Source organism: Streptomyces mobaraensis, assembly GCF_020099395.1.
Taxonomy (GTDB): Bacteria; Actinomycetota; Actinomycetes; order Streptomycetales; family Streptomycetaceae; genus Streptomyces.
In genome coordinates this window covers 3,202,860-3,222,468 of record NZ_CP083590.1, presented here as the reverse complement: position 1 = coordinate 3,222,468, position 19,609 = coordinate 3,202,860, and the positions used below count along the sequence as shown (strand labels likewise).

The window sequence follows — 19,609 nt, the reverse complement described above, 5'->3', positions numbered from 1 at the left end:
CCGTCGAGGCACCCGCCAAACCGTGGCGCCCGCCGGAAGAAGCCCTGGCGACTGCCGAAAAGAAGCCCTGGCGACTGCCGAAGCAGCCAAGGCGGCACCGGAGGCAGCCAAGACGCCCGCCGAAGCAGCCGAGGCGCCCGCCGAAATGAAACACGTGAGGAACGTCGAGATGAGCTCCGCCGACCCGTCCGCGTCCACGACCGCGCACACCCCCGCGCCCGCCCGCATCCTGGTCGTGGACGACGAGCCCGCCGTCCGTGAGGCGCTGCGCCGCAGCCTCGCCTTCGAGGGCTACGGCACCGAACTGGCCGTCGACGGCCTGGACGCGCTCGCCAAGGTCACGGCGTACGAGCCCGAACTGATCGTCCTCGACGTGCTGATGCCCCGCATGGACGGCCTCACCGCCGCCCGCCGGCTGCGCGCCGCCGGCGTCACCACCCCCATCCTCATGCTCACCGCCCGCGACACCGTCGGCGACCGCGTCACCGGCCTCGACGCCGGCGCGGACGACTACCTCGTCAAGCCGTTCGAGCTCGACGAGCTGTTCGCCCGCATCCGCGCCCTGCTCCGCCGCAGCGCGTACGCCACCCCCGCCGCGCCCGAGGAGACGCACGTCCTCGCCTTCGCCGACCTGCGCATGGACCTCGACACCCGGGAGGTCACGCGCGGCGCCCGCCATGTGGAGCTGACCCGCACCGAGTTCACCCTCCTCGAACTCTTCCTCGCCCACCCCCGCCAGGTGCTCACCCGCGAGCAAATCCTCAAGCACGTATGGGGCTTCGAGTTCGAGCCGTCGTCCAACTCCCTCGACGTGTACGTCATGTACCTGCGCCGCAAGACCGAGGCCGGCGGTGAGCCGCGCCTCGTCCACACCGTGCGCGGCGTCGGCTACGTCCTCCGGGCGGACGGCGCTCAGGGTGCGCACGGCGCGGACGGTGCGCACGGCGCGGAACGGGCGGACGGCACCGAATGATCAAGCGCTTTCGCCGGTTGCCCCTCCGCTCCCGGCTCGCCCTCCTCACGGCCGCGGCCGTCGCCGTCGCCGTCGCGGTGGCCGCCGGAGCCTGCTGGATACTGACCAAGGAGCAGCTCGAACAGCAACGGGACACCACGCTCAGCCGCCAGAAGGTCGCCGACGACTACGTGCAGGGGCTGCTCGACCGGTGCGGCACCCGCGTCCCCGACAAGCTGGTCTCCCCGTCCCCGTACACGATTCAGGCCGTCACGGCCGACGGCGTCGCCTGCACCCAGCTCGGCCGGTCCCCGGTCCGCGTCGCGGTCGAGGACCTGGCCGTCGCCACCGGGCGGCTGGACGACGCCCTGCACGACGCCCGGGCCGACGACGGCACCGAGATGCGCGTGGCCACCTCCCGGGTGACGCCCGGGATCGCCGTGATGATCGCCCAGCCCGTGAGCGACGTCGACCGGCCCATGAACGCGCTCGCCATCGTCCTCGTCGTCACCGCGGGCATCGGCGTCCTCGGCGCGGCGGCCATCGGCCTCGTCATCGCCCGCGCGGCCCTCCGCCCGGTGGACCAGCTCACCGGTGCCGTCGAACACATCGCCCGCACCGAGGACCTGGCCGTCCGCATCCCCGCCGAGGGCGAGGACGAGATCGCGCGGCTCTCCCGCTCCTTCAACTCCATGACGGCCGCCCTCGCTTCCTCCCGGGACCGCCAGCAGCAGCTCATCGCCGACGCCGGCCACGAACTGCGCACCCCGCTCACCTCCCTGCGCACCAACATCGACCTGCTCGTCCGCAGCGAGGAGACCGGCCGGGCCATCCCGCCCGAGGACCGCAAGGCGCTGCTCGGCAGCGTCAAGGCGCAGATGACCGAACTGGCCGATCTCATCGGCGATCTCCAGGAGCTCTCGCGGCCCGACAGCGCCCCGGGCGCAGCACCCGTCCAGGTCGTCGGACTGCACGAGGCGGCGGCGCGGGCCGTCGAACGCGCCCGGTTGCGCGCCACGGGGCTCACGATGACGGTGGCGCTCGACCCCTGGTACGTACGCGCCGAGGCGCCCGCGCTGGAGCGCGCGATCGTCAATCTGCTCGACAACGCGGTGAAGTTCAGCCCGCCCGGCGGGGAGATCGAGGTCCGGCTGTCCGGCGGCGAGCTCACCGTCCGCGACCACGGTCCTGGCATCCCCGCCGAGGAACTCCCGCACGTCTTCGACCGCTTCTGGCGCTCCCCGTCCGCGCGCGGCCTTCCCGGCAGCGGTCTCGGCCTCTCCATCGTCGCCCGAACCGTCCGCCGCGCCGGCGGTGAGGTCGGCCTCCGGCCGGCGGAGGGCGGCGGCACGGTGGCCGTCGTCCGGCTGCCGGGGGCGGCGGTGGAGCCGCCGGCGGAGGTACCGGGCGGGTGAGGCCACGGGCGTTCGCCGTGCGCCTGCCCCTTGACCCGCGCGGAGGGCGCGCGGCGCCGCTCGGGCTCTCGCCGGGCGGCGCACCGGAATGCGCCGCACGCCGTGGCGAACGGCGAGGAACGCGAGTTCGCAAAGGAACAGGTGATCGCGCCAGGCGTCGAATGAGTGACCGCCCGCCGAAAGCGGGGTGAATGCTCCACGGCAGTCCTACGTTCAGCCCATGGTCACGTCACAACATGAGACGTCACACCGGATCTTTCAGGAGCGCCCCGGGCTGTTGTCACCGGTGTTCCGGATCCTTGGCGTCTCCCTGCCGGAAGAAGCGGCCGTCGAAGTCCTCACAGGGGATGTCACGGAGATCCGACCGCTGGAACGCCGGGTGGACAGCGTTCTGCGTATCAGGCCGCCCGACGGTGGCGACGGGTTCCTGCTCGCCATCGAGGCGCAGGGACGCAGGGCCGAGGACAAGCCGGTGAGTTGGGCCTACTACCTGTCGTTTCTGATGGCGAAGTATTCCTGCCCGGCGCTGCTGCTCGTCGTGTGCCAGGACAAGGCCACGGCAGGTTGGGCCGTCGGTCCCTTCCCCCTGGGGCACGCCGAGTGGACGTCACTCTCCGTACAGCCGCTCGTCCTGGGGCCGGGCAATCTTCCGATCATCCTGGACGTCGAAGAGGCCGCACAGGACCTCACCCTGGCGGCGTTCTCCGCGCTGACACACGGGCGGCATCCGGATGCCACGGCCATACTGGAGACACTGGCTCAAGCGCTGTACACGGTCGACCGGGAGACCTCCAAGTACTACTGGGAAATGCTGGAGATCGGCCTGGGAGACACCCGGGCAAGGGAAATCTGGAGGAAGCTGATGAACGTCCGCACGTACTTCCCCGGCCGCGGCACCCTCATTGAGGAGACGTACGACAAGGGCTTGGCCGAGGGCCGGGAGAAGGGCTTGGCCGAGGGGTGCGCCGAGGGCCGCCTCAGGGAGCGTGCGCAGCAGGTACTTCGTATCCTGGCCCACCGCGAGCTCGACGTGCCGGACGCGGTGCGGGAACGCGTCAGCGGTTGCGCAGATCTCGACACTCTCGGCCTGTGGCTCGACCGTGCCTTCACCGTCACCCGCGCCGAGGACCTCTTCGACGAGCGGTCCTGACGTCGGAAACCATCACGGCCGTGTGAGGACGTCGCGCCCCGCGGCGGAGGGTTCCGCCGCGGGGCGACGTCACGGATGGTGCCGCCGTCCGGTGCTTACTTCACGACCGTGATCCGGTCCGCCTTCGGCGGGGACAGGGGGCTGGTCTTGGTGGAGTGCGCGCCCAGGTAGGCGAGGAAGACGTCCAGGTCCGACGCGCCGACGCGCTTGTTCTTGGCCTCCTTGAAGGTGGCGAAGCCGTCGCCGCCGCCCATCAGGAACTCGTTCGCCGCGACGCGGTACGTCTTCGCCGGGTCGATCGCCGTGCCGTTGAGCTTGACGGTTGAGGCGACGACGCGGTCGGCGCCGGTCCTCGTCAGGTCCAGGGTGTAGGTCAGGCCCTTGCTGATCTGCAGGATCTTCGGCTGGGGGCCGTTGACCGCGCCGCTGACCTGCTGCTGGAGGACGGAGATCACCTGTGCGCCGGTGAGGTCGGCGGTCTGCATCATGTTGGTGAACGGCTGGACGGTGAACGCCTTGCCGTAGGTGACGACGCCGTCGCCCTCGCCGCCCGCGGCCTTGTAGGCGAGGTCGGAGCGGATGCCGCCGGGGTTCATGAAGGCGATCTGGGCGCCGCCCTTGTCGGCCGGGGCCAGGGCCTCGAGCTGGGAGTCGGCGATGACGTCGCCGAGCGGCTTCTCGTACGCCTCGGAGCCGCGGCCGTTGATGTCGGCGCTGATGTAGCCGACGGGCCGGTTGGCGATCGGGGCGGCGAGCGCGTTCCAGCGGGCGATGAGGGAGGTCATGTCCGCGGCCTTGGGCCGGTCGCGGTCGACGACGTGGTTGGTGGCGTGCGGCCGGGCGACCGGGGTGCGGACGAAGTCACGGGTGCGGCGGTCGTACGTCAGCGTGGTGTCCGTGTACAGCCGGCCGAAGGAGGCGGCCGAGGTCACCGTGCGCGGGTTGCCGGCCGGGTCGGGGATGGTGCAGGCGTACGCCTGGTGCGTGTGGCCGGTGATGAAGGCGTCGACCTTCGGCGTGACCTTCTTGGCGATGTCGACGATCGGGCCGGAGATGCCGGCGCCGGCGCCCGGCGAGTCGCAGTCGTCGTTGTACGCGCCCGAGGCCGGCATGCCGCCCTCGTGCACGAGGGTGACGATCGCCTTGACGCCCTGGCGGTCGAGCTCCTTGGCGTACTTGTCGATGGTCGCGACCTCGTCGGCGAACTTCAGGCCCTTGACGCCCTCGGCCGTGACGACGTCGGGGGTGCCCTTGAGCGTCAGGCCGATGATGCCGATCTTCACGCCCTTGTGCCGCCAGATCGTGTACGGCTTGAGGATGGGCTTGCCGGTCTTCTCGTCGGTGACGTTCGCGGCGAGGTAGGGGAAGTCCGCGCCCCGGAACTTCTTGCCCTTCTCGAAGCAGCCGTCCTTGGGGTGGCACCCGCCGCGCTGCATCCGCAGCAGCTCGGCCCGGCCCTCGTCGAACTCGTGGTTGCCGACGGAGGTGACGTCGAGCTTCAGCTTGTTGAGCGCCTCGATGGTGGGCTCGTCGTGGAAGAGGCCGGACATCAGCGGGCTGGCGCCGATCATGTCGCCGGCCGCGGCGGTGATCGAGTACTCGTGCCCCTTGCGCGCGGTGCGGAGCGCGTCGGCCAGGTACTCCATCCCGCCGGCGGGTATGACCTTCTTCGTCCCGTCCTTCTGCGCCTCGGTGACGGTGCCGGACGAGCCCTGCGGCGGCTCCAGGTTGCCGTGCAGGTCGTTGAAGGACAGCAGCTGGACGTCGACGGTCCGGCCGTGGTCACGGCCATGCCCGTGGTCATGGCCGTGACCGTGCGAGGTCGCCGCCCCTGCGGGCGTGGCGGCGAGGACACCGGCGGTGGCGGCGAGGGCGGCGGCGCTGGCGGCCAGCCGTCTCGCGAGACGCTTCCGTGGCGGCGTCGCGTGCATGGGTTCCCCTTTGTGAATGTTCGTGCCGGTCTGGCGCGTGCCAGGTGATGCGGTCTGCCGCAGCCTACGGTCAACGCGCGTAGTGCGCAGGAGCCTTGAGGTGACGAATCGGTAGCGCTCGGGCGTTTCCCCCCGTGCCGTACGCCGCGGGGGCCCCGCCCCGCACCGCTGTCCCGCTCCGGCCGCGGCATAGGCTCGGTGCCATGACTGACGAGTGGAACGACGACAGCGGGCGGCGCCGGATCGAGGTGCTGGACGAGCCGGCGCCCGAGCGTGCGCGGGACGTGCTGCGGCTGATCGCGGAGGCCGCCGCGGCCGACGGCCGGCAGGCCGTCTCCGAGCAGGGCCGGCTTCAGCTGAAGGGCGGCCGGCCGGGCGTCCGCCACCTGCTGCTGCACGACGTGACCGACGGCACCGAGGTCCTCGCCGGGTACGCGCAGCTGGAGGACACCGATCCCGTCGAGGCGCCCGCCGGCGAGCTCGTGGTGCACCCGGCGTACCGGGGGCGCGGCCACGGCCGGGCGCTGGGCAACGCGCTGCTGCGGGAGTCCGGCAAGCGGCTGCGGGTCTGGGCGCATGGCGGCCACCCGGCCGCCCGCCACCTCGCGCAGGTGCTGGGGATGAGCCTGTTCCGCGAGTTGCGGCAGATGCGGCGTCCGCTGGAGGGCCTGGACCTGCCCGAGCCCCGGCTGCCCGAGGGCGTCACCGTCCGGACCTTCCGGCCCGGGGACGACGACGCGGCCTGGCTCGCCGTCAACGCCGAGGCGTTCGCCCACCATCCGGAACAGGGCTCGCTCACCCAGCGCGACCTGGACGACCGCAAGGCCGAGGGCTGGTTCGACCCCGAGGGCTTCTTCCTCGCCGAACGCGACGGCGCGATCGTCGGCTTCCACTGGACGAAGGTGCACGCCGAGGAGGGCCTCGGCGAGGTGTACGTGGTCGGCATCCGGCCCGGTGCCCAGGGCGGCGGCCTCGGCAAGGCGCTGACCACCATCGGCCTCCGCCACCTCGCCGCGGCCGGGCTGCCGACGGCGATGCTCTACGTGGACGCGGACAACGTGCCGGCCGTGACGGTGTACGAGCGGCTGGGCTTCACCGTGCACGAGACGGATCTGATGTACCGCACGGAGTCCTGACCCCTCCCCGCACAGGGCGGCTGTTGACGAAGGAAGCGGAGTGACGTCATCCTGCTTTCACTAGGTATTTAGTGGAATAGGTCAGTGGAAGCAGGGTGAGGGCGTGGTCGAGTTCCGCATCGACCGCCGCAGCGGCGTCGCTCCCTACGTGCAGATCGCCCGGCAGGTCGAACAGGCCCTCCGGCTGGGCCTGCTGATGCCGGGCGACCAGCTCCCCACCGCCCGCGAGGTCGTGGCGGCCACCGCCATCAACCCCAACACCGTCCTGAAGGCGTACCGCGAACTCGACCGCGCGGGCCTGGTCGAGGCGCGCCCCGGGCTCGGGACGTTCGTCCGGCGCTCCCTGGCCCGGCCGGGCGCCGCCGCCGACTCGCCGCTCCGCGCCGAACTGGCCGGCTGGGCCGAGCGGGCCCGCGCGGCGGGGCTCGACCGGGACGACGTCTCCGCCCTGGTGGCGTCCGTCCTGGACGAGTGCTTCGGCGGCGCGCCGCCCGGCGGCGGCCCGTACGCCCTCGACCGCACCGACCGTACCGACCACGCCGACGAGAGGACCGGATGACCGACCTCACCTACGTCCCCGGCGGAACCGCCGTCGAGGCGGCCGGGCTGGGCGTGAAGCACCGGCGCTCCTGGGCGTTGCGGGACTGCTCGTTCCGGGTGCCCACGGGACGGGTCTGCGCGCTCGTCGGTCCCAACGGCGCCGGCAAGTCGACCCTGCTCTCCGTCGTCGCGGGGCTGCGGCGGCCGGAGTCGGGGCGGCTGGAGGTGCTGGGCGGGCCGGTGGGGCACCGGGGGACGCGGCCCCGGGTGGCGTACCTGCCACAGGACAAGCCGCTGTACCCGCAGTTCACCGTCGCCGACACGCTGCGCATGGGACGCGAGCTCAACCCGGGCCGCTGGGACCAGGCGGCGGCGGAACGCCTGGTGCGGGAGGGGAACCTGCCGTCGCACGCGCGTGTCGGTGCGCTCTCCGCGGGCCAGCGCACGCGGGTCGCGCTCGCTCTGGCCTTCGGCAAGCGGCCCGACCTGCTGTTGCTGGACGAGCCGATGGCCGACCTCGACCCGTTGGTGCGGCACGAGATCACGGCGGCCCTGATGACGGAGGCCGCCGAGCACGCCACCACGATCGTGCTGGCCTCGCACGTCCTCTCCGAGCTCGACGGCGTCTGCGACTACCTGTTGCTGCTGGGCGGCGGCCGGATCCGGCTGGCGGGCGAGGTCGAGGATCTGATCGGCGTCCACCGTGTCGTCGTGGGCCGCCACGAGGGGCCGGGCCTGCCGAAGGCGTTCGACGCGCACACGGTCGTCTCGGCGCGGACGACGGGCCGGCAGCTCACCGCCGTCCTCCGGCCGGAAGGGCCGATCGCGGGCCGGTGGGAGACGTCGGAGCCCACCCTGGAGGACCTGCTCCTCGCCCACCTTCGCGCCCCCGCCGTCCCCCCGCTGCTCACCCCGAGCGCCGAACCCCGGTCCGGGAGGGCCGCCGCGTGACCGCCACTCTGTCCCCCGCTTCCTCACCGGTCCCCGCCGACTCCACGGCAACGGAGTCCGGCCGGAGCCGGTTCCGGCCGCGCGGCTTCGTCTGGCTCGTCCTGCGCCAGCACCGGGCGACCCTGGTCGTCCTGACGCTGCTGCTGGTCGCCGAGCTGGTGCAACTGGCGCTACTGGGACTGCTGTTGCGGAAGGACGCGGACATCCGGACCCTCGCCGACCTCTGCGCCGGCGGGGACCGGGAATGCGCCGAACGCTGGTCGCCGGCCGCCGACTTCCGGGCCGGGTACGGTGACGCGCTGCACTTCAACGGGCTGCTGGTGCAGTATGTGCCGCTGCTGGCGGGCCTGTTCACGGCCGGCCCGATGGTCGCCCGGGAGCTGGAGAGCGGTACGTGGCGGCTGGCGTGGACCCAGTCCCTCCCGCCGGCCCGCTGGCTCGCGGCCAAACTCGCGGTGCCCGCGGTGCTGGTGCTCGTCGGGGTGTCGCTGATGTCGGCGCTCTACACCTGGTGCTGGACCGCCGTCCCCACCGAACTGCTGCCCGGCCAGCGCTGGTACGACTCGTTCGGGATGCTCGGCCCGATGCCGGTCGCCAACGCCCTGTGCGGCGTCGCGTTCGGGGCGCTCGCGGCGCTGGCGACGCGGCGCACGGTGCCGGCGATGTTCGTGACGCTGCTGGGGTACGGGGTGGTGCGCTCCGCGCTGGGTTACCTCCGCCCCCATCTGTGGCCCCGCACCCGGACGGTCTCGCTCCGCATGCCGGGGTATCCGAATGACGGCACCTGGGTCATCGGGCGCGGGATGCTCACTCGTTCGGGTGAACGTATACCGGACGACGCCTGCGGCGTCGGGGTCTCCCCGGAGCGCTGTCTGACCACGCACAACGCCGACCGCTGGTACCTCGACCACCATCCGCCGGGGGACCACTGGCCCCTGGCGTGGCTGGAGGCGGGCATCCTCGTCGCACTGGCCGCGCTCGCCGCCTGGGCGGCGCTGCGGTGGGTACGGCACGTCGTTCCGTAGGCCCGGCCGTGCCCCGCGGCGCGGCACCGGAATCCTCCGGTCACCCCCGGGAGGCTCCCGGGTTCCCCGCACGCCATGTGGGCGTTACCCGTGATTCAACCGCGGTTGCCAGTCTTGCGGAATGCAGCCGGTCGCCCCCCACGCACGACAACGCAGGCCACGCGCCGCCGCGGTCTCCGCCGTGCCCGCCCTCCCGGACGAGCGGAACAATGAGGGTATGGCAGATCCTCCGGCGTTCTCGCGCCCCCGGGAGGCGGAGGGGCCCTCCGGCGACCGGTACGCGGGCCCGCGCCCCGGCGGCTTCCTCGCCGCCGCGCACCGGGCGGGCCCGGCCGCCCCGGACGTCCCCGAACCGGAACCCGACCTGGACGCCGACCTCGACGGCTACGCCGAGTACGACGCGTACGACGGGCCCGAGCCCGCCCCCCATCCGGTGGCCCCCTACCCGGCGGCTCCCTACGCGGCGGCTCCCTACGCGGAGGCCCGCGCGGCGGACGCCGGGATCGACTACGCGGACGGCTACGACGACCGCGAGCAGGACCCGGCCCGGGACGGCGAGCCGCTGCCCGAGAACCGCTTCCTGGACCGCGAGCGCAGCTGGCTGGCGTTCAACGAGCGGGTGCTGGAGCTGGCCGAGGACCCGGCGACACCGCTCCTCGAACGCGCCAACTTCCTGGCGATCTTCGCGAGCAACCTCGACGAGTTCTTCATGGTCCGCGTCGCCGGCCTCAAGCGCCGCATCGCCACCGGCGTCGCCACCCGCTCCGCGTCCGGCCTCCAGCCGCGCGAGGTGCTGGAGCTGATCTGGACCCGCTCCCGGGAGCTCATGGCCCGGCACGCCGCCTGCTACCAGCAGGACGTCGCCCCCGAGCTGGCCGAGCGGGGCATCCACCTGATCCGCTGGGCCGAGCTGACCGAGAAGGAGCAGGCACGCCTCTTCACCCTCTTCCGCCGGCGGATCTTCCCCGTCCTCACCCCGCTCGCCGTCGACCCGGCGCACCCCTTCCCGTACATCTCCGGGCTGTCGCTCAACCTGGCCGTGGTCGTCCGCAACCCGGTCAGCGGGCATGAGCACTTCGCACGTGTGAAGGTGCCGCCGCTGCTGTCGCGGTTCCTGGAGGCGTCGCCGCAGCGGTACGTGCCGCTGGAGGACGTGATCGCGGCGCACCTGGAGGAGTTGTTCCCGGGGATGGAGGTGCTGGGGCACCACATGTTCCGGGTGACGCGCAACGAGGATCTGGAGGTCGAGGAGGACGACGCGGAGAACCTGCTCCAGGCGCTGGAGAAGGAGCTCATGCGCCGCCGCTTCGGCCCGCCCGTGCGGCTGGAGGTCGAGGAGTCCATCGACCCGTACGTCCTCGACCTGCTCGTCCGCGAGCTGAAGATCTCCGACGCGGAGGTCTACCCGCTGCCGGGGCCGCTCGACCTCACCGCGCTGTTCCACATCGCCGCCCTGGACCGGCCGGAGCTCAAGTACCCCACGTTCGTCGCCGGGACGCACCGCGATCTGGCCGAGGTGGAGTCCGCGACGGCACCGGACGTGTTCGCCGCCCTGCGCGAGCGGGACGTGCTGCTCCACCATCCGTACGACTCGTTCTCCACCTCCGTCCAGTCCTTCCTCGAACAGGCCGCGGCCGATCCGGACGTCCTCGCCATCAAGCAGACGCTGTACCGGACGTCCGGCGACTCCCCGATCGTCGACGCGCTGATAGACGCCGCGGAGTCCGGGAAGCAGGTGCTCGTCCTGGTCGAGATCAAGGCGCGCTTCGACGAGCAGGCGAACATCAAGTGGGCGCGGAAGCTGGAGGAGGCCGGCTGCCACGTCGTCTACGGGCTCGTCGGCCTGAAGACGCACTGCAAGCTGTCGCTGGTGGTACGGCAGGAGGGCGACACCCTCCGACGCTATTCGCACGTGGGAACGGGCAACTACCACCCGAAGACCGCCCGGCTCTACGAGGACCTGGGACTGCTCACCGCCGACCCCCAGGTGGGCGCCGACCTGTCCGACCTCTTCAACCGGCTGTCCGGCTACTCCCGCCGGCAGACCTACCGGCGGCTGCTCGTCGCCCCCCGCTCGCTCCGCGACGGCCTGGTCGCCCGCATCACGCGCGAGGTCGCCCACCGCCGGGACGGCCGGCCGGCCTCCATCCGGATCAAGGTCAACGCGATGGTGGACGAGACCGTGATCGACGCCCTCTACCGCGCCTCGCGCGCCGGGGTCCCGGTGGACGTATGGGTGCGCGGCATCTGCGCCCTGCGGCCCGGCGTGCCCGGGCTGTCGGAGAACATCCGGGTGCGCAGCGTCCTCGGGCGGTTCCTGGAACACTCCCGCGTCTTCGCCTTCGCGAACGGAGGTGAGCCCGAGGTGTGGCTCGGCAGCGCCGACATGATGCACCGCAATCTCGACCGGCGCATCGAGACGCTCGTCCGGGTCACCGACCCCGCGCACCGCGCCTCGCTCAGCCGGCTGCTGGAACTCGGCATGTCCGACCGGACCGCGTCCTGGCACCTCGGCCCGGACGGCGGCTGGACCCGGCACGCGACCGACGCCGACGGCCGGCCGCTGCGCAACGTCCAGGAAATCCTCATCGACGCCCGGAGGCGCCGGCGTGGCACAGCGACCCCGTGACGCCTCGGGCGCCCTCACCGCGGCCGGTGGGCGGACCGACACGACGACCGACACGACGACCGACACGACGACGGACACGGCCGCCGCGCCACCGCCCCAGGCGCGCCGCGCGCCCGGCGACGGCAGGCCCGCGCACGGCACCGGCAGCGCCGCCGACGTCCTCGCCCGCTACCTCCACCAGCAGGCGACGGAGTTCCTGCGCGGCCTGCGGCTGCACGGCGACAGCGGGCACGGCGCCGGGACCGCCGCCGAGGAGGCGGCCGAGGCCGTCCGGCTGCTGCGCGCCGCCGCCCGCCGCATCGCGGGGACGCTCCAGGTCTTCCGCCCGCTGACCGAGGTGCCCTGGACCGATCAGTTCCGTTCCGAACTCGCCTGGCTGACCGAGACGTTGGGACGCGAGTACGCCTGCGCGGCCCGGCTCGCGCGGCTGCGGGGCGCGTTGCACCGACTGTCCGGCGCGGCCGAGGCCGGGAGCGCCGCCGCACCCGCCGTGGGCGCCGCGCGCGCCGGCGCGCTGCTGGAACGCCAGCTCACACTGGCCCGGACGCGCGCCCACTCGGCGGCCCTCCAGGCGCTCGGCTCCGCGCGCTTCCACGCGGTCGCCGACGCCGTCGCCGTCCTGTCGACCGACCCGCCGCTCGACTCCGCCGCCCACGACCTGCGGGCCCAGGAGGCCCTGCCGCTGCTGGCGGAGCAGAGCCACCGACTGCTCCTGGAGGAGGTCGACACCCTGCCGCTGACCGCCGCCGGCCTGCCCTACAACGCCGAGGCGCTCTCCCACGCCCTCGCCGACGCGGGCGTCCCCGCGGCCGAGAGCCGGCAGGACGCCCCCTGGCACCAGGTACGCCTGCTGGTGCGGCTGCGCCGGTACGCGCAGGAGGTGCTCGACGAACAGCACCAGACGGAGGTGGAACCCGGCCTCACCATAAGGCTGTTGAGCGCCGGCCAGGCCCTCGACCGCCACCGCGACGCGGCCGAGGCCGCCTCCTACGCCGCTGCCGCCGCCCGCACCCCGCGCATCGCCCCGGCCACCGCGTACGCCCTGGGCGTGCTCCGCGCGGACCAGCGCTACGAGGTGGAGGCCGCGCGCTTCGCCTTCGTCCGGGTCTGGCAGCGGATGGGGGTGCCCGCCCGGTGAAGCCCGTGCGGCCGCCCGCCGGGGCGGAGAACGCGGTCGTCCGCGCGGCGGGGTGCGTGCTGTGGCGGCGCGGCCCGGAGGGGATCGAGCTCGCGCTCGTCCACCGGCCGAAGTACCTGGACTGGTCGTTCCCGAAGGGCAAGTTGAAGCGGGGGGAGGACGCGCGGTCCGGGGCGCTCCGCGAGGTCCGCGAGGAGACGGGTCTGGACTGCGTCCTGGGGCCGCCCCTGCCGACCTCGCGGTACCCGGTGGCCGACGGCCGCACCAAAGAGGTGCGCTATTGGGCGGCCGGGCCCGTCAGTGGCACGTTCGTCCCCAACCGGGAGGTCGACCGCCTGGCGTGGTTGTCCCCTGACGAGGCGCGGACTCGTCTGACGCACGACCGGGACCGGGGGTTGGTGGACGCCTTGCTGGTGGTCTTGGGGGTGGAGTAGCCCCGGTCCCGCCCTTTCACCGTTTCTTGCGAGGGCTGCGCCCGCGCACCCCCCAGGCGGGCTGAATTCAGCCCGTCCGGCGCTTGAGGACGAGCGGCGGAGCCGCGACAAGCGGGGTCTGGGGCGCAGCCCCAGGAAGCGGCGAAGGGGAGGGCCCGGGGCACCGTCACCCCCGAGGGGCCACCGCCTCCCACCGCACCGTGACCTCCCCCTGCCGCCACCGCCGGGGCCCGTCCGCGAGCGGCCAGTTCCCGGCCAGGGAGGTCACCGCCCGGATCCACCGCTGTCGGGCCCCCAGCGAGGCGTAAGGAGCGGCCGCCGCCCAGGCCCGGTCGAATTCCCGCAGAAAAGCGTGCACGGGCTCCCCGGGCACGTTCCGGTGGATGAGCGCTTTCGGCAGCCGCTCCGCCAGGTCGGACGGTGTCCCGAGCGACCCGAGCCGCGTCGCGAAGGTGACGGTCCGCGGCCCTTCCGGACCGAGGGCGACCCATACGTGCCGCCGCCCGATCTCGTCGCAGGTGCCCTCGACGAGCAGCCCGTCGGGGTCGAGCCGGGCGCACAGCCGGGCCCAGACGGCGGCGACGGAAGCCTCGTCGTACTGCCGCAGCACGTTCGCCGCCCGGATGATCAGGGGCCGGCGGCCGGGCGCGAGGGGTACTTCGAAGCCGCCGTGGGCGAAGGTCAGCCCGTCCCGCTCGTAGGGCACGGCCGCGGCCACCCGGGCCGGGTCGATCTCGACGCCGACCACCCGCGCGTCGGCGCGTACCCGGCGCAGCCGGTCCAGCAGCTCGACGGCGGTCCAGGGGGCGGCGCCGTAGCCGAGGTCGACGGCGACGGGGTCGGCGGCGCGGCGCAGGGCGGTGGCGTGGGCGGCGGTGATCCAGCGGTCCATCCGGCGCAACCGGTTCGGGTTGGTCGTGCCGCGTGTCGCCGTCCCGACGGGGCGGTGCGGCGGGGCGGGGGCGGGTCGGGCGGCGGCCATGCACCGAGCGTAAGCGGTTCCGGTTCGGCGCCGGACCGTGAGGGCCGCATCACTCTTTGGTAAAGGAGGGAAGGGGAATCCCCGGCCTCGTGTTCGAAGGGTTGACCCCTGCATCAGGCCCTGCACGAGGCCCCCTGACGCATCAGACCCACGCACGCCCCCCACAGGCGGACGGAGGACCCGAACGGTGAGCCAGTACGCACCCCGGCGCGGCACGCGCCGCACCCGTACGCATGGCAGCCCCTTCTCCCGGCCCCAGCAGTTCCTGCGCCGCGCGCAGGGCCGGCTGCCGCGCCGCGTCGCGATGCTCAGCGTCCACACGTCGCCGCTGCACCAGCCCGGCACGGGCGACGCGGGCGGCATGAACGTCTACATCGTCGAGCTCGCCAAGCGGCTCGCCGCGCTCGGCATCGAGGTGGAGGTCTTCACCCGGGCGACCACCGGGCAGCTGCCGCCCGCCGTGGAGCTGGCGCCCGGTGTCCTCGTCCGGCACATCGATGCCGGCCCGTACGAGGGGCTGGCGAAGGAGGAGCTGCCGGCCCAGCTGTGCGCCTTCACCCATGGGGTGACGCAGGCGTGGGCGGGCCACCGGCCGGGTTACTACGACCTCGTCCACTCGCATTACTGGCTGTCCGGCCATGTCGGCTGGCTGGCGGCCGACCGCTGGGGCGTGCCGCTGGTGCACGCGATGCACACGATGGCCAAGGTGAAGAACGCGGCGCTCGCCGCGGGCGACACCCCGGAGCCGCAGGCCCGGGTGATCGGCGAGACGCAGATCGTCCGCGCGGCCGACCGGCTGATCGCCAACACGGAGGGGGAGGCGGAGGAGCTGGTCCGGCACTACGACGCGGCGCCGGACAAGGTCGCCGTCGTCCATCCGGGCGTCAATCTGGAGCGGTTCCGGGAGGCCGACGGCCGGGCCGCCGCCCGCGACCGGCTCGGGCTGCCGCGGGACGCGCTGGTCCCGCTGTTCGCCGGCCGGATCCAGCCGCTGAAGGCGCCCGACGTGCTGCTGCGCGCGGTGGCCGAGCTGCTGGACCGCCGGCCCACGCTGCGCTCGCGGATCGTCGTCCCGGTGGTCGGCGGCCCGAGCGGCAGCGGTCTGGCGAAGCCGGAGGAGCTCCAGAAGCTGGCCGCCCGGCTGGGCATCGCCGACGTGGTCAGATTCCGTCCGCCGGTCGACCAGGAACGGCTCGCGGACTGGTACCGCGCGGCGTCCGTGCTGGTCATGCCCTCGTACAGCGAGTCGTTCGGCCTGGTGGCGGTGGAGGCGCAGGCCTGCGGCACGCCGGTCGTCGCGGCGGCGGTGGGCGGGCTTCCGGTGGCGGTCCGGCACGGGGCCAGCGGCTTCCTGGTGGACGGCCACGACCCCGTCGACTACGCGCGGGCGCTCGAACGCTTCGCGGACGCGCCGGAGCTCGCGGACACGATGGGCGCCGCGGCGGCGGCACACGCCCGGTCCTTCGGCTGGGACACGGCGGCCGCCGCCACGGCCGCGGTGTACACCGAGGCGATCGGCGAGCGGCGGCGTCGCCTACGCTCGTCGCATGGCTGAACGGCAGATGTCCGACGCGAGGACCGTCATCGAGCGCACGCTCGCCGAGGCCGCGATCGAGTGGGAGAGCCCGGCCGACGGCACGTACGTCGTGAAGCTGCCCGGCACCCGGAAGCTGTCGACGACCGTGTCGCTGGTCGTCGGCAATCACTCCCTCTCCGTCAACGCCTTCGTGGTGCGCCGCCCCGACGAGAACCACGAGGCGGTGCACCGCTGGCTGCTGGAGCGCAACACCCGGCTGTACGGCGTCGCGTACGCCGTCGACCACCTCGGTGACGTCTACCTCGTCGGGCGGCTGCCGCTGGCGGCCGTCACGCCGGAGGAGGTCGACCGGATTCTCGGCGTGGTGCTGGAGAACGCGGACGGCAGCTTCAACACCCTGCTGGAGATGGGGTTCGCGAGCGCGATCCGCAAGGAGTACGCGTGGCGCACCGCGCGGGGCGAGTCCACGCGCAACCTGGAGGCGTTCGGACGGCTGACGGGGGAGGGGCGTACGGGGCCTGACGCCCCGTCGGCCTGACGGCAGGTCAGGCGGCCTGCGGTGCGGGCCGCTCCTCCCGCTCCGTTCCCCCCGTGCGTACCGCGTCCATGGCGCCTTCTTCCGGCAGGTTCCGGGTCAGCAGCCAGTAGCCGGCCGCCGCGAAGGTGCCGATCACCGCGCACCCGGCCCAGAGCACGTCGGCGCCGAACTCCTCGATGACCGCGCCGCCCGTCAGCGGCGCGACCAGCGACGACAGGGTCCAGGACAGCGAGAACACACCCTGGTAGCGGCCCCGCGCGTGGCGCGGCGAGAAGCGCACCACCATGCCGGACTGGGTGGGGGCGTTGACGATCTCGGCGAGCGTCCAGACGGCGATGGTCAGCGCGAAGAAGCCGACCGAGCCGGCGAACGCGGTCAGGCCGAAGCCGTACCCGGCGAGCAGGGCGGAGAAGACCAGCAGCATCCGGGGGTCGCGGCGTTCGATGAGGCGGGTCACCGGGATCTGGAGGGCGACGATCATGATGCCGTTGACGGCCATGACCATGCCGTAGTCCTGGGTGGAGAGCCCGGCCCGGCCCATCGCCACCGGCAGCGCGACCGAGCTCTGTGTGAAGAGGAGCGCCACCAGGAACGCCAGGCCGGTGACGCCCATGAACCGGCCGTCCCGCAGCACCGTGCCCAGCCCCACGGCGGGCGCCCCCTCGCCGGCGGCCGACGGCGCGGCCGGCTCGGGCCGCGACTCGGGGAGCGTGAAGTAGGCCAGGACGGCGCAGGCCAGCGTGATCGCGGCCTCTCCGAGGAAGCCGGCCAGATAGCTGTACTCGGCGACGAACCCGGCCGCCGTCGAGGAGATCGCGAAGCCGAGGTTGATCGCCCAGTAGTTGATCGAGTACGCCCGGAGCCGGTCCTCGGGCCGGACGATGTCGGCCATCATCGCGGTGACGGCGGGCCGCGAGGAGTTGCTCGCCAAGCCCACCAGGAAGGCGGCGCCCGAGATCGACACGGGATCGTGGACGAAGCCGAGCAGCGCCACCGAGGCGGCCGTCCCGACCTGGGCGATCATCAGGGTGGGCCGCCGTCCGAGCCGGTCGGTCAGCACGCCCGCCCCGACCGAGGCGATCACCCCGCCGAGCCCGTGCAGGGCGGCGACCAGCCCGGCGAAGAACGGGGAGTAGCCGCGCTCCAGCGTCAGGTACAGCGCGAGGAACGTGGCGACGAACCCGCCCAGCCGGTTGACCAGCGTGCAGACCCACAGCCACCAGAACGCACGGGGGAGCCCCGCCACGCTTTCCCTCGCCGCCCTGCCCATCCGCGTCATCACGCGTCCGCCCCCCCTGTGGTAAGTGCCGTCTCGGTGGTCCGCACGTTACGAGCGTCTGGCGTGAGCACGCCATTCAATTGACAAGGTGCGTCAAACGGCATCGTGAGCGGCACCCCCAGCCCGTCGATTACGCTCAAGGGCATGGCCGACGCACCGTACAAGCTCATCCTCCTCCGCCACGGCGAGAGCGAGTGGAACGCGAAGAACCTGTTCACCGGCTGGGTGGACGTCAACCTGAACGAGAAGGGCGAGAAGGAGGCCGTCCGCGGCGGAGAACTGCTCAAGGACGCCGGCCTGCTCCCTGACGTGGTCCACACCTCCCTCCAGAAGCGCGCCATCCGCACCGCGCAGCTGGCCCTGGAGGCGGCCGACCGCCACTGGATCCCCGTCCACCGTTCCTGGCGCCTGAACGAGCGCCACTACGGCGCCCTCCAGGGCAAGGACAAGGCCCAGACGCTGGCCGAGTTCGGCGAGGAGCAGTTCATGCTCTGGCGCCGCTCGTACGACACCCCGCCGCCCGCCCTGGAGGACGGCGCCGAGTTCTCCCAGAGCGAGGACCCGCGCTACGCCTCCATCCCCCCGGAGCTGCGCCCCCGCACCGAGTGCCTCAAGGACGTCGTCGTCCGCATGCTGCCGTACTGGTACGACGGCATCGTCCCGGACCTGCTGGCCGGCCGCACGGTCCTGGTCGCCGCCCACGGCAACTCGCTGCGCGCCCTGGTCAAGCACCTGGACGGCATCTCCGACGCCGACATCGCGGGCCTCAACATCCCCACCGGCATCCCGCTCGCCTACGAGCTCGACGCCGACTTCCGCCCGGTCGTCCCCGGCGGCACCTACCTCGACCCGGAGGCCGCCAAGGCCGCGATCGAGGCCGTGAAGAACCAGGGCAAGAAGAAGTAAGACCTCGGCACGGTACGGGCAAGGGCCCCCGAGCGGCGTTCGGCCGCCCGGGGGCCCTTCCCGTGAGTGACGTGTGAGGCGTGTCAGCCGCAGCTGCCGCCGCATTGGCAGGAGCCGCCCTGCTGGCAACCACAGGAGCAACCTGGGCCGCACTGGCATCCGCTCATCGCGGGCGCTGCGGGGATCACACGCTCAGGGGTGTTCGCGAGAGAACCGGTCATGCGGTACCTCCTCGATGGGTGGTCTGCCACACCCCACTCAACGCTCACCCGCCGCCGGCCGTCAATGCGCTCGATGTACGAGTGTGTGGGCGCACCGGGTGCGTCAGGGGGCGTACGGGCGCACGCGGGGTATCACGAACTCTCCCCCGCGCCGGGGGCGCCCGCCGTCTGGTTGAGCTCGTCGGCGTGCTCCCCGGTGACCAGGTAGACGACGCGCTTGGCGACCGAGACGGCGTGGTCCGCGAACCGCTCGTAGTAGCGGCCCAGCAGGGTCACGTCCACGGCCGTCTCGATGCCGTGCTGCCAGCGGTCGTCCATCAGATGCTGGAAGAGGGCGCGGTGCAGCAGGTCCATGGCGTCGTCGTCCTGCTCCAGCTGGAGCGCCAGGTCCACGTCCTTGGTGATCAGCACCTCGCCCGCCTTGGCCATCAGCCGCTGGGCGAGCTGGCCCATCTCCAGCACCGTGGAGTGCAGGTCGCGCGGGACCGCCGTGTCCGGGAAGCGCAGCCGGGCCAGCTTCGCGACGTGCTGCGCCAGATCGCCGGAACGCTCCAGGTCGGCGCTCATCCGCAGGGACGTCACGACGATCCGCAGGTCCGTGGCGACCGGCTGCTGCCGGGCCAGCAGCGCGATGGCCCGCGCCTCCAGGTCCCGCTGGAGGTCGTCCACCTTGCTGTCGCCGGCGATCACGGCCTCCGCGAGCTTGAGGTCCGCGTCCAGGATCGCCGTCGTGGCGCGCCCTATGGCGGAGCCGACGAGCCGCGCCATTTCGACCAGCCCGTCGCCTATCGAGTCCAGCTCCTCGTGGTACGCGTCCCGCATCGTGTCCTTCTCTCGCTTCGAGT

The 19,609-nt window shown here is 73.0% G+C and carries 17 protein-coding genes; 13 read left to right on the top strand and 4 right to left on the bottom strand.

Annotated elements, in window-relative coordinates; all coding sequences use genetic code 11:
- Positions 1-169 precede the first annotated feature (169 nt).
- From K7I03_RS13755 to K7I03_RS13745, 3 genes are all read left to right on the top strand, one after another.
- Positions 170-973, top strand: a complete 804-nt coding sequence (locus K7I03_RS13755; RefSeq protein WP_185941577.1) for a response regulator transcription factor — start codon at positions 170-172, stop codon at positions 971-973.
- Positions 970-2,367: a sensor histidine kinase gene (locus K7I03_RS13750; RefSeq protein WP_185941576.1), complete on the top strand. Its 1,398-nt coding sequence runs from the start codon at positions 970-972 to the stop codon at positions 2,365-2,367. Before K7I03_RS13755 ends, K7I03_RS13750 begins: the two co-directional genes overlap by 4 nt.
- 220 nt (positions 2,368-2,587) lie before the next feature.
- Positions 2,588-3,517, top strand: coding sequence for an RpnC/YadD family protein (locus tag K7I03_RS13745; RefSeq protein WP_185941575.1), 930 nt, complete (start codon positions 2,588-2,590; stop codon positions 3,515-3,517).
- Between the two features lie 95 nt (positions 3,518-3,612).
- On the opposite strand, the gene K7I03_RS13740 is transcribed toward K7I03_RS13745, so the two are convergent.
- Entirely contained in the window at positions 3,613-5,448 is a 1,836-nt protein-coding gene (locus K7I03_RS13740; protein WP_185941574.1) for a bifunctional metallophosphatase/5'-nucleotidase, read from the bottom strand.
- A gap of 203 nt (positions 5,449-5,651) precedes the next feature.
- Between K7I03_RS13740 and mshD the strand changes: the two genes are divergently transcribed.
- The 7 genes from mshD to K7I03_RS13705 all read left to right on the top strand — a co-directional run bounded on the left by mshD (position 5,652) and on the right by K7I03_RS13705 (position 13,301).
- Entirely contained in the window at positions 5,652-6,584 is a 933-nt protein-coding gene (gene mshD, locus K7I03_RS13735; RefSeq protein WP_185941573.1) for a mycothiol synthase, read from the top strand.
- A gap of 103 nt (positions 6,585-6,687) precedes the next feature.
- Positions 6,688-7,143: a GntR family transcriptional regulator gene (locus K7I03_RS13730; RefSeq protein ID WP_185941572.1), complete on the top strand. Its 456-nt coding sequence runs from the start codon at positions 6,688-6,690 to the stop codon at positions 7,141-7,143.
- Positions 7,140-8,075, top strand: coding sequence for an ABC transporter ATP-binding protein (locus K7I03_RS13725; RefSeq protein WP_185941571.1), 936 nt, complete (start codon positions 7,140-7,142; stop codon positions 8,073-8,075). Before K7I03_RS13730 ends, K7I03_RS13725 begins: the two co-directional genes overlap by 4 nt.
- Positions 8,072-9,100 (top strand): ABC transporter permease, encoded by a 1,029-nt coding sequence (locus K7I03_RS13720; RefSeq protein WP_185941570.1) that lies wholly within the window; start codon positions 8,072-8,074, stop codon positions 9,098-9,100. The genes K7I03_RS13725 and K7I03_RS13720 overlap by 4 nt, the downstream gene beginning before the upstream one ends.
- Positions 9,101-9,317: 217 nt before the next feature.
- The gene (locus K7I03_RS13715) at positions 9,318-11,729 is read left to right on the top strand and encodes an RNA degradosome polyphosphate kinase (RefSeq protein WP_185941569.1); all 2,412 of its coding nucleotides are present in this window, start codon (positions 9,318-9,320) and stop codon (positions 11,727-11,729) included.
- Positions 11,710-12,867, top strand: a complete 1,158-nt coding sequence (locus K7I03_RS13710) for a CHAD domain-containing protein (RefSeq protein ID WP_185941568.1) — start codon at positions 11,710-11,712, stop codon at positions 12,865-12,867. The genes K7I03_RS13715 and K7I03_RS13710 overlap by 20 nt, the downstream gene beginning before the upstream one ends.
- Positions 12,864-13,301 (top strand): NUDIX hydrolase, encoded by a 438-nt coding sequence (locus K7I03_RS13705; RefSeq protein ID WP_185941567.1) that lies wholly within the window; start codon positions 12,864-12,866, stop codon positions 13,299-13,301. Before K7I03_RS13710 ends, K7I03_RS13705 begins: the two co-directional genes overlap by 4 nt.
- Before the next feature lie 166 nt (positions 13,302-13,467).
- On the opposite strand, the gene K7I03_RS13700 is transcribed toward K7I03_RS13705, so the two are convergent.
- Complete coding sequence (locus K7I03_RS13700) at positions 13,468-14,283, bottom strand: class I SAM-dependent methyltransferase (protein WP_185941566.1); 816 nt, start codon at positions 14,281-14,283, stop codon at positions 13,468-13,470.
- Between the two features lie 187 nt (positions 14,284-14,470).
- Here K7I03_RS13700 and mshA point away from each other — a divergent pair, with 187 nt between their 5' ends.
- Together mshA and K7I03_RS13690 are read left to right on the top strand one after the other, a co-directional pair.
- The gene (gene mshA / locus K7I03_RS13695; protein ID WP_185941565.1) at positions 14,471-15,838 is read left to right on the top strand and encodes a D-inositol-3-phosphate glycosyltransferase; all 1,368 of its coding nucleotides are present in this window, start codon (positions 14,471-14,473) and stop codon (positions 15,836-15,838) included.
- Positions 15,831-16,358 carry a type III secretion system chaperone family protein gene (locus K7I03_RS13690; protein ID WP_224347036.1) on the top strand — a complete coding sequence of 176 codons (528 nt, stop codon included), beginning with the start codon at positions 15,831-15,833 and terminating at the stop codon, positions 16,356-16,358. Before mshA ends, K7I03_RS13690 begins: the two co-directional genes overlap by 8 nt.
- A 7-nt stretch (positions 16,359-16,365) precedes the next feature.
- On the opposite strand, the gene K7I03_RS13685 is transcribed toward K7I03_RS13690, so the two are convergent.
- Positions 16,366-17,637 carry an MDR family MFS transporter gene (locus tag K7I03_RS13685; protein ID WP_185941669.1) on the bottom strand — a complete coding sequence of 424 codons (1,272 nt, stop codon included), beginning with the start codon at positions 17,635-17,637 and terminating at the stop codon, positions 16,366-16,368.
- 144 nt (positions 17,638-17,781) lie between these two features.
- Here K7I03_RS13685 and K7I03_RS13680 point away from each other — a divergent pair, with 144 nt between their 5' ends.
- Complete coding sequence (locus K7I03_RS13680) at positions 17,782-18,543, top strand: phosphoglyceromutase (RefSeq protein ID WP_185941564.1); 762 nt, start codon at positions 17,782-17,784, stop codon at positions 18,541-18,543.
- 353 nt (positions 18,544-18,896) lie between these two features.
- Here the strand turns inward: K7I03_RS13680 and phoU are convergent, their stop codons facing one another.
- On the bottom strand, positions 18,897-19,586 hold the full coding sequence (gene phoU / locus K7I03_RS13675) for a phosphate signaling complex protein PhoU (RefSeq protein ID WP_004943958.1): 690 nt from the start codon (positions 19,584-19,586) through the stop codon (positions 18,897-18,899).
- Positions 19,587-19,609: the final 23 nt, after the last annotated feature.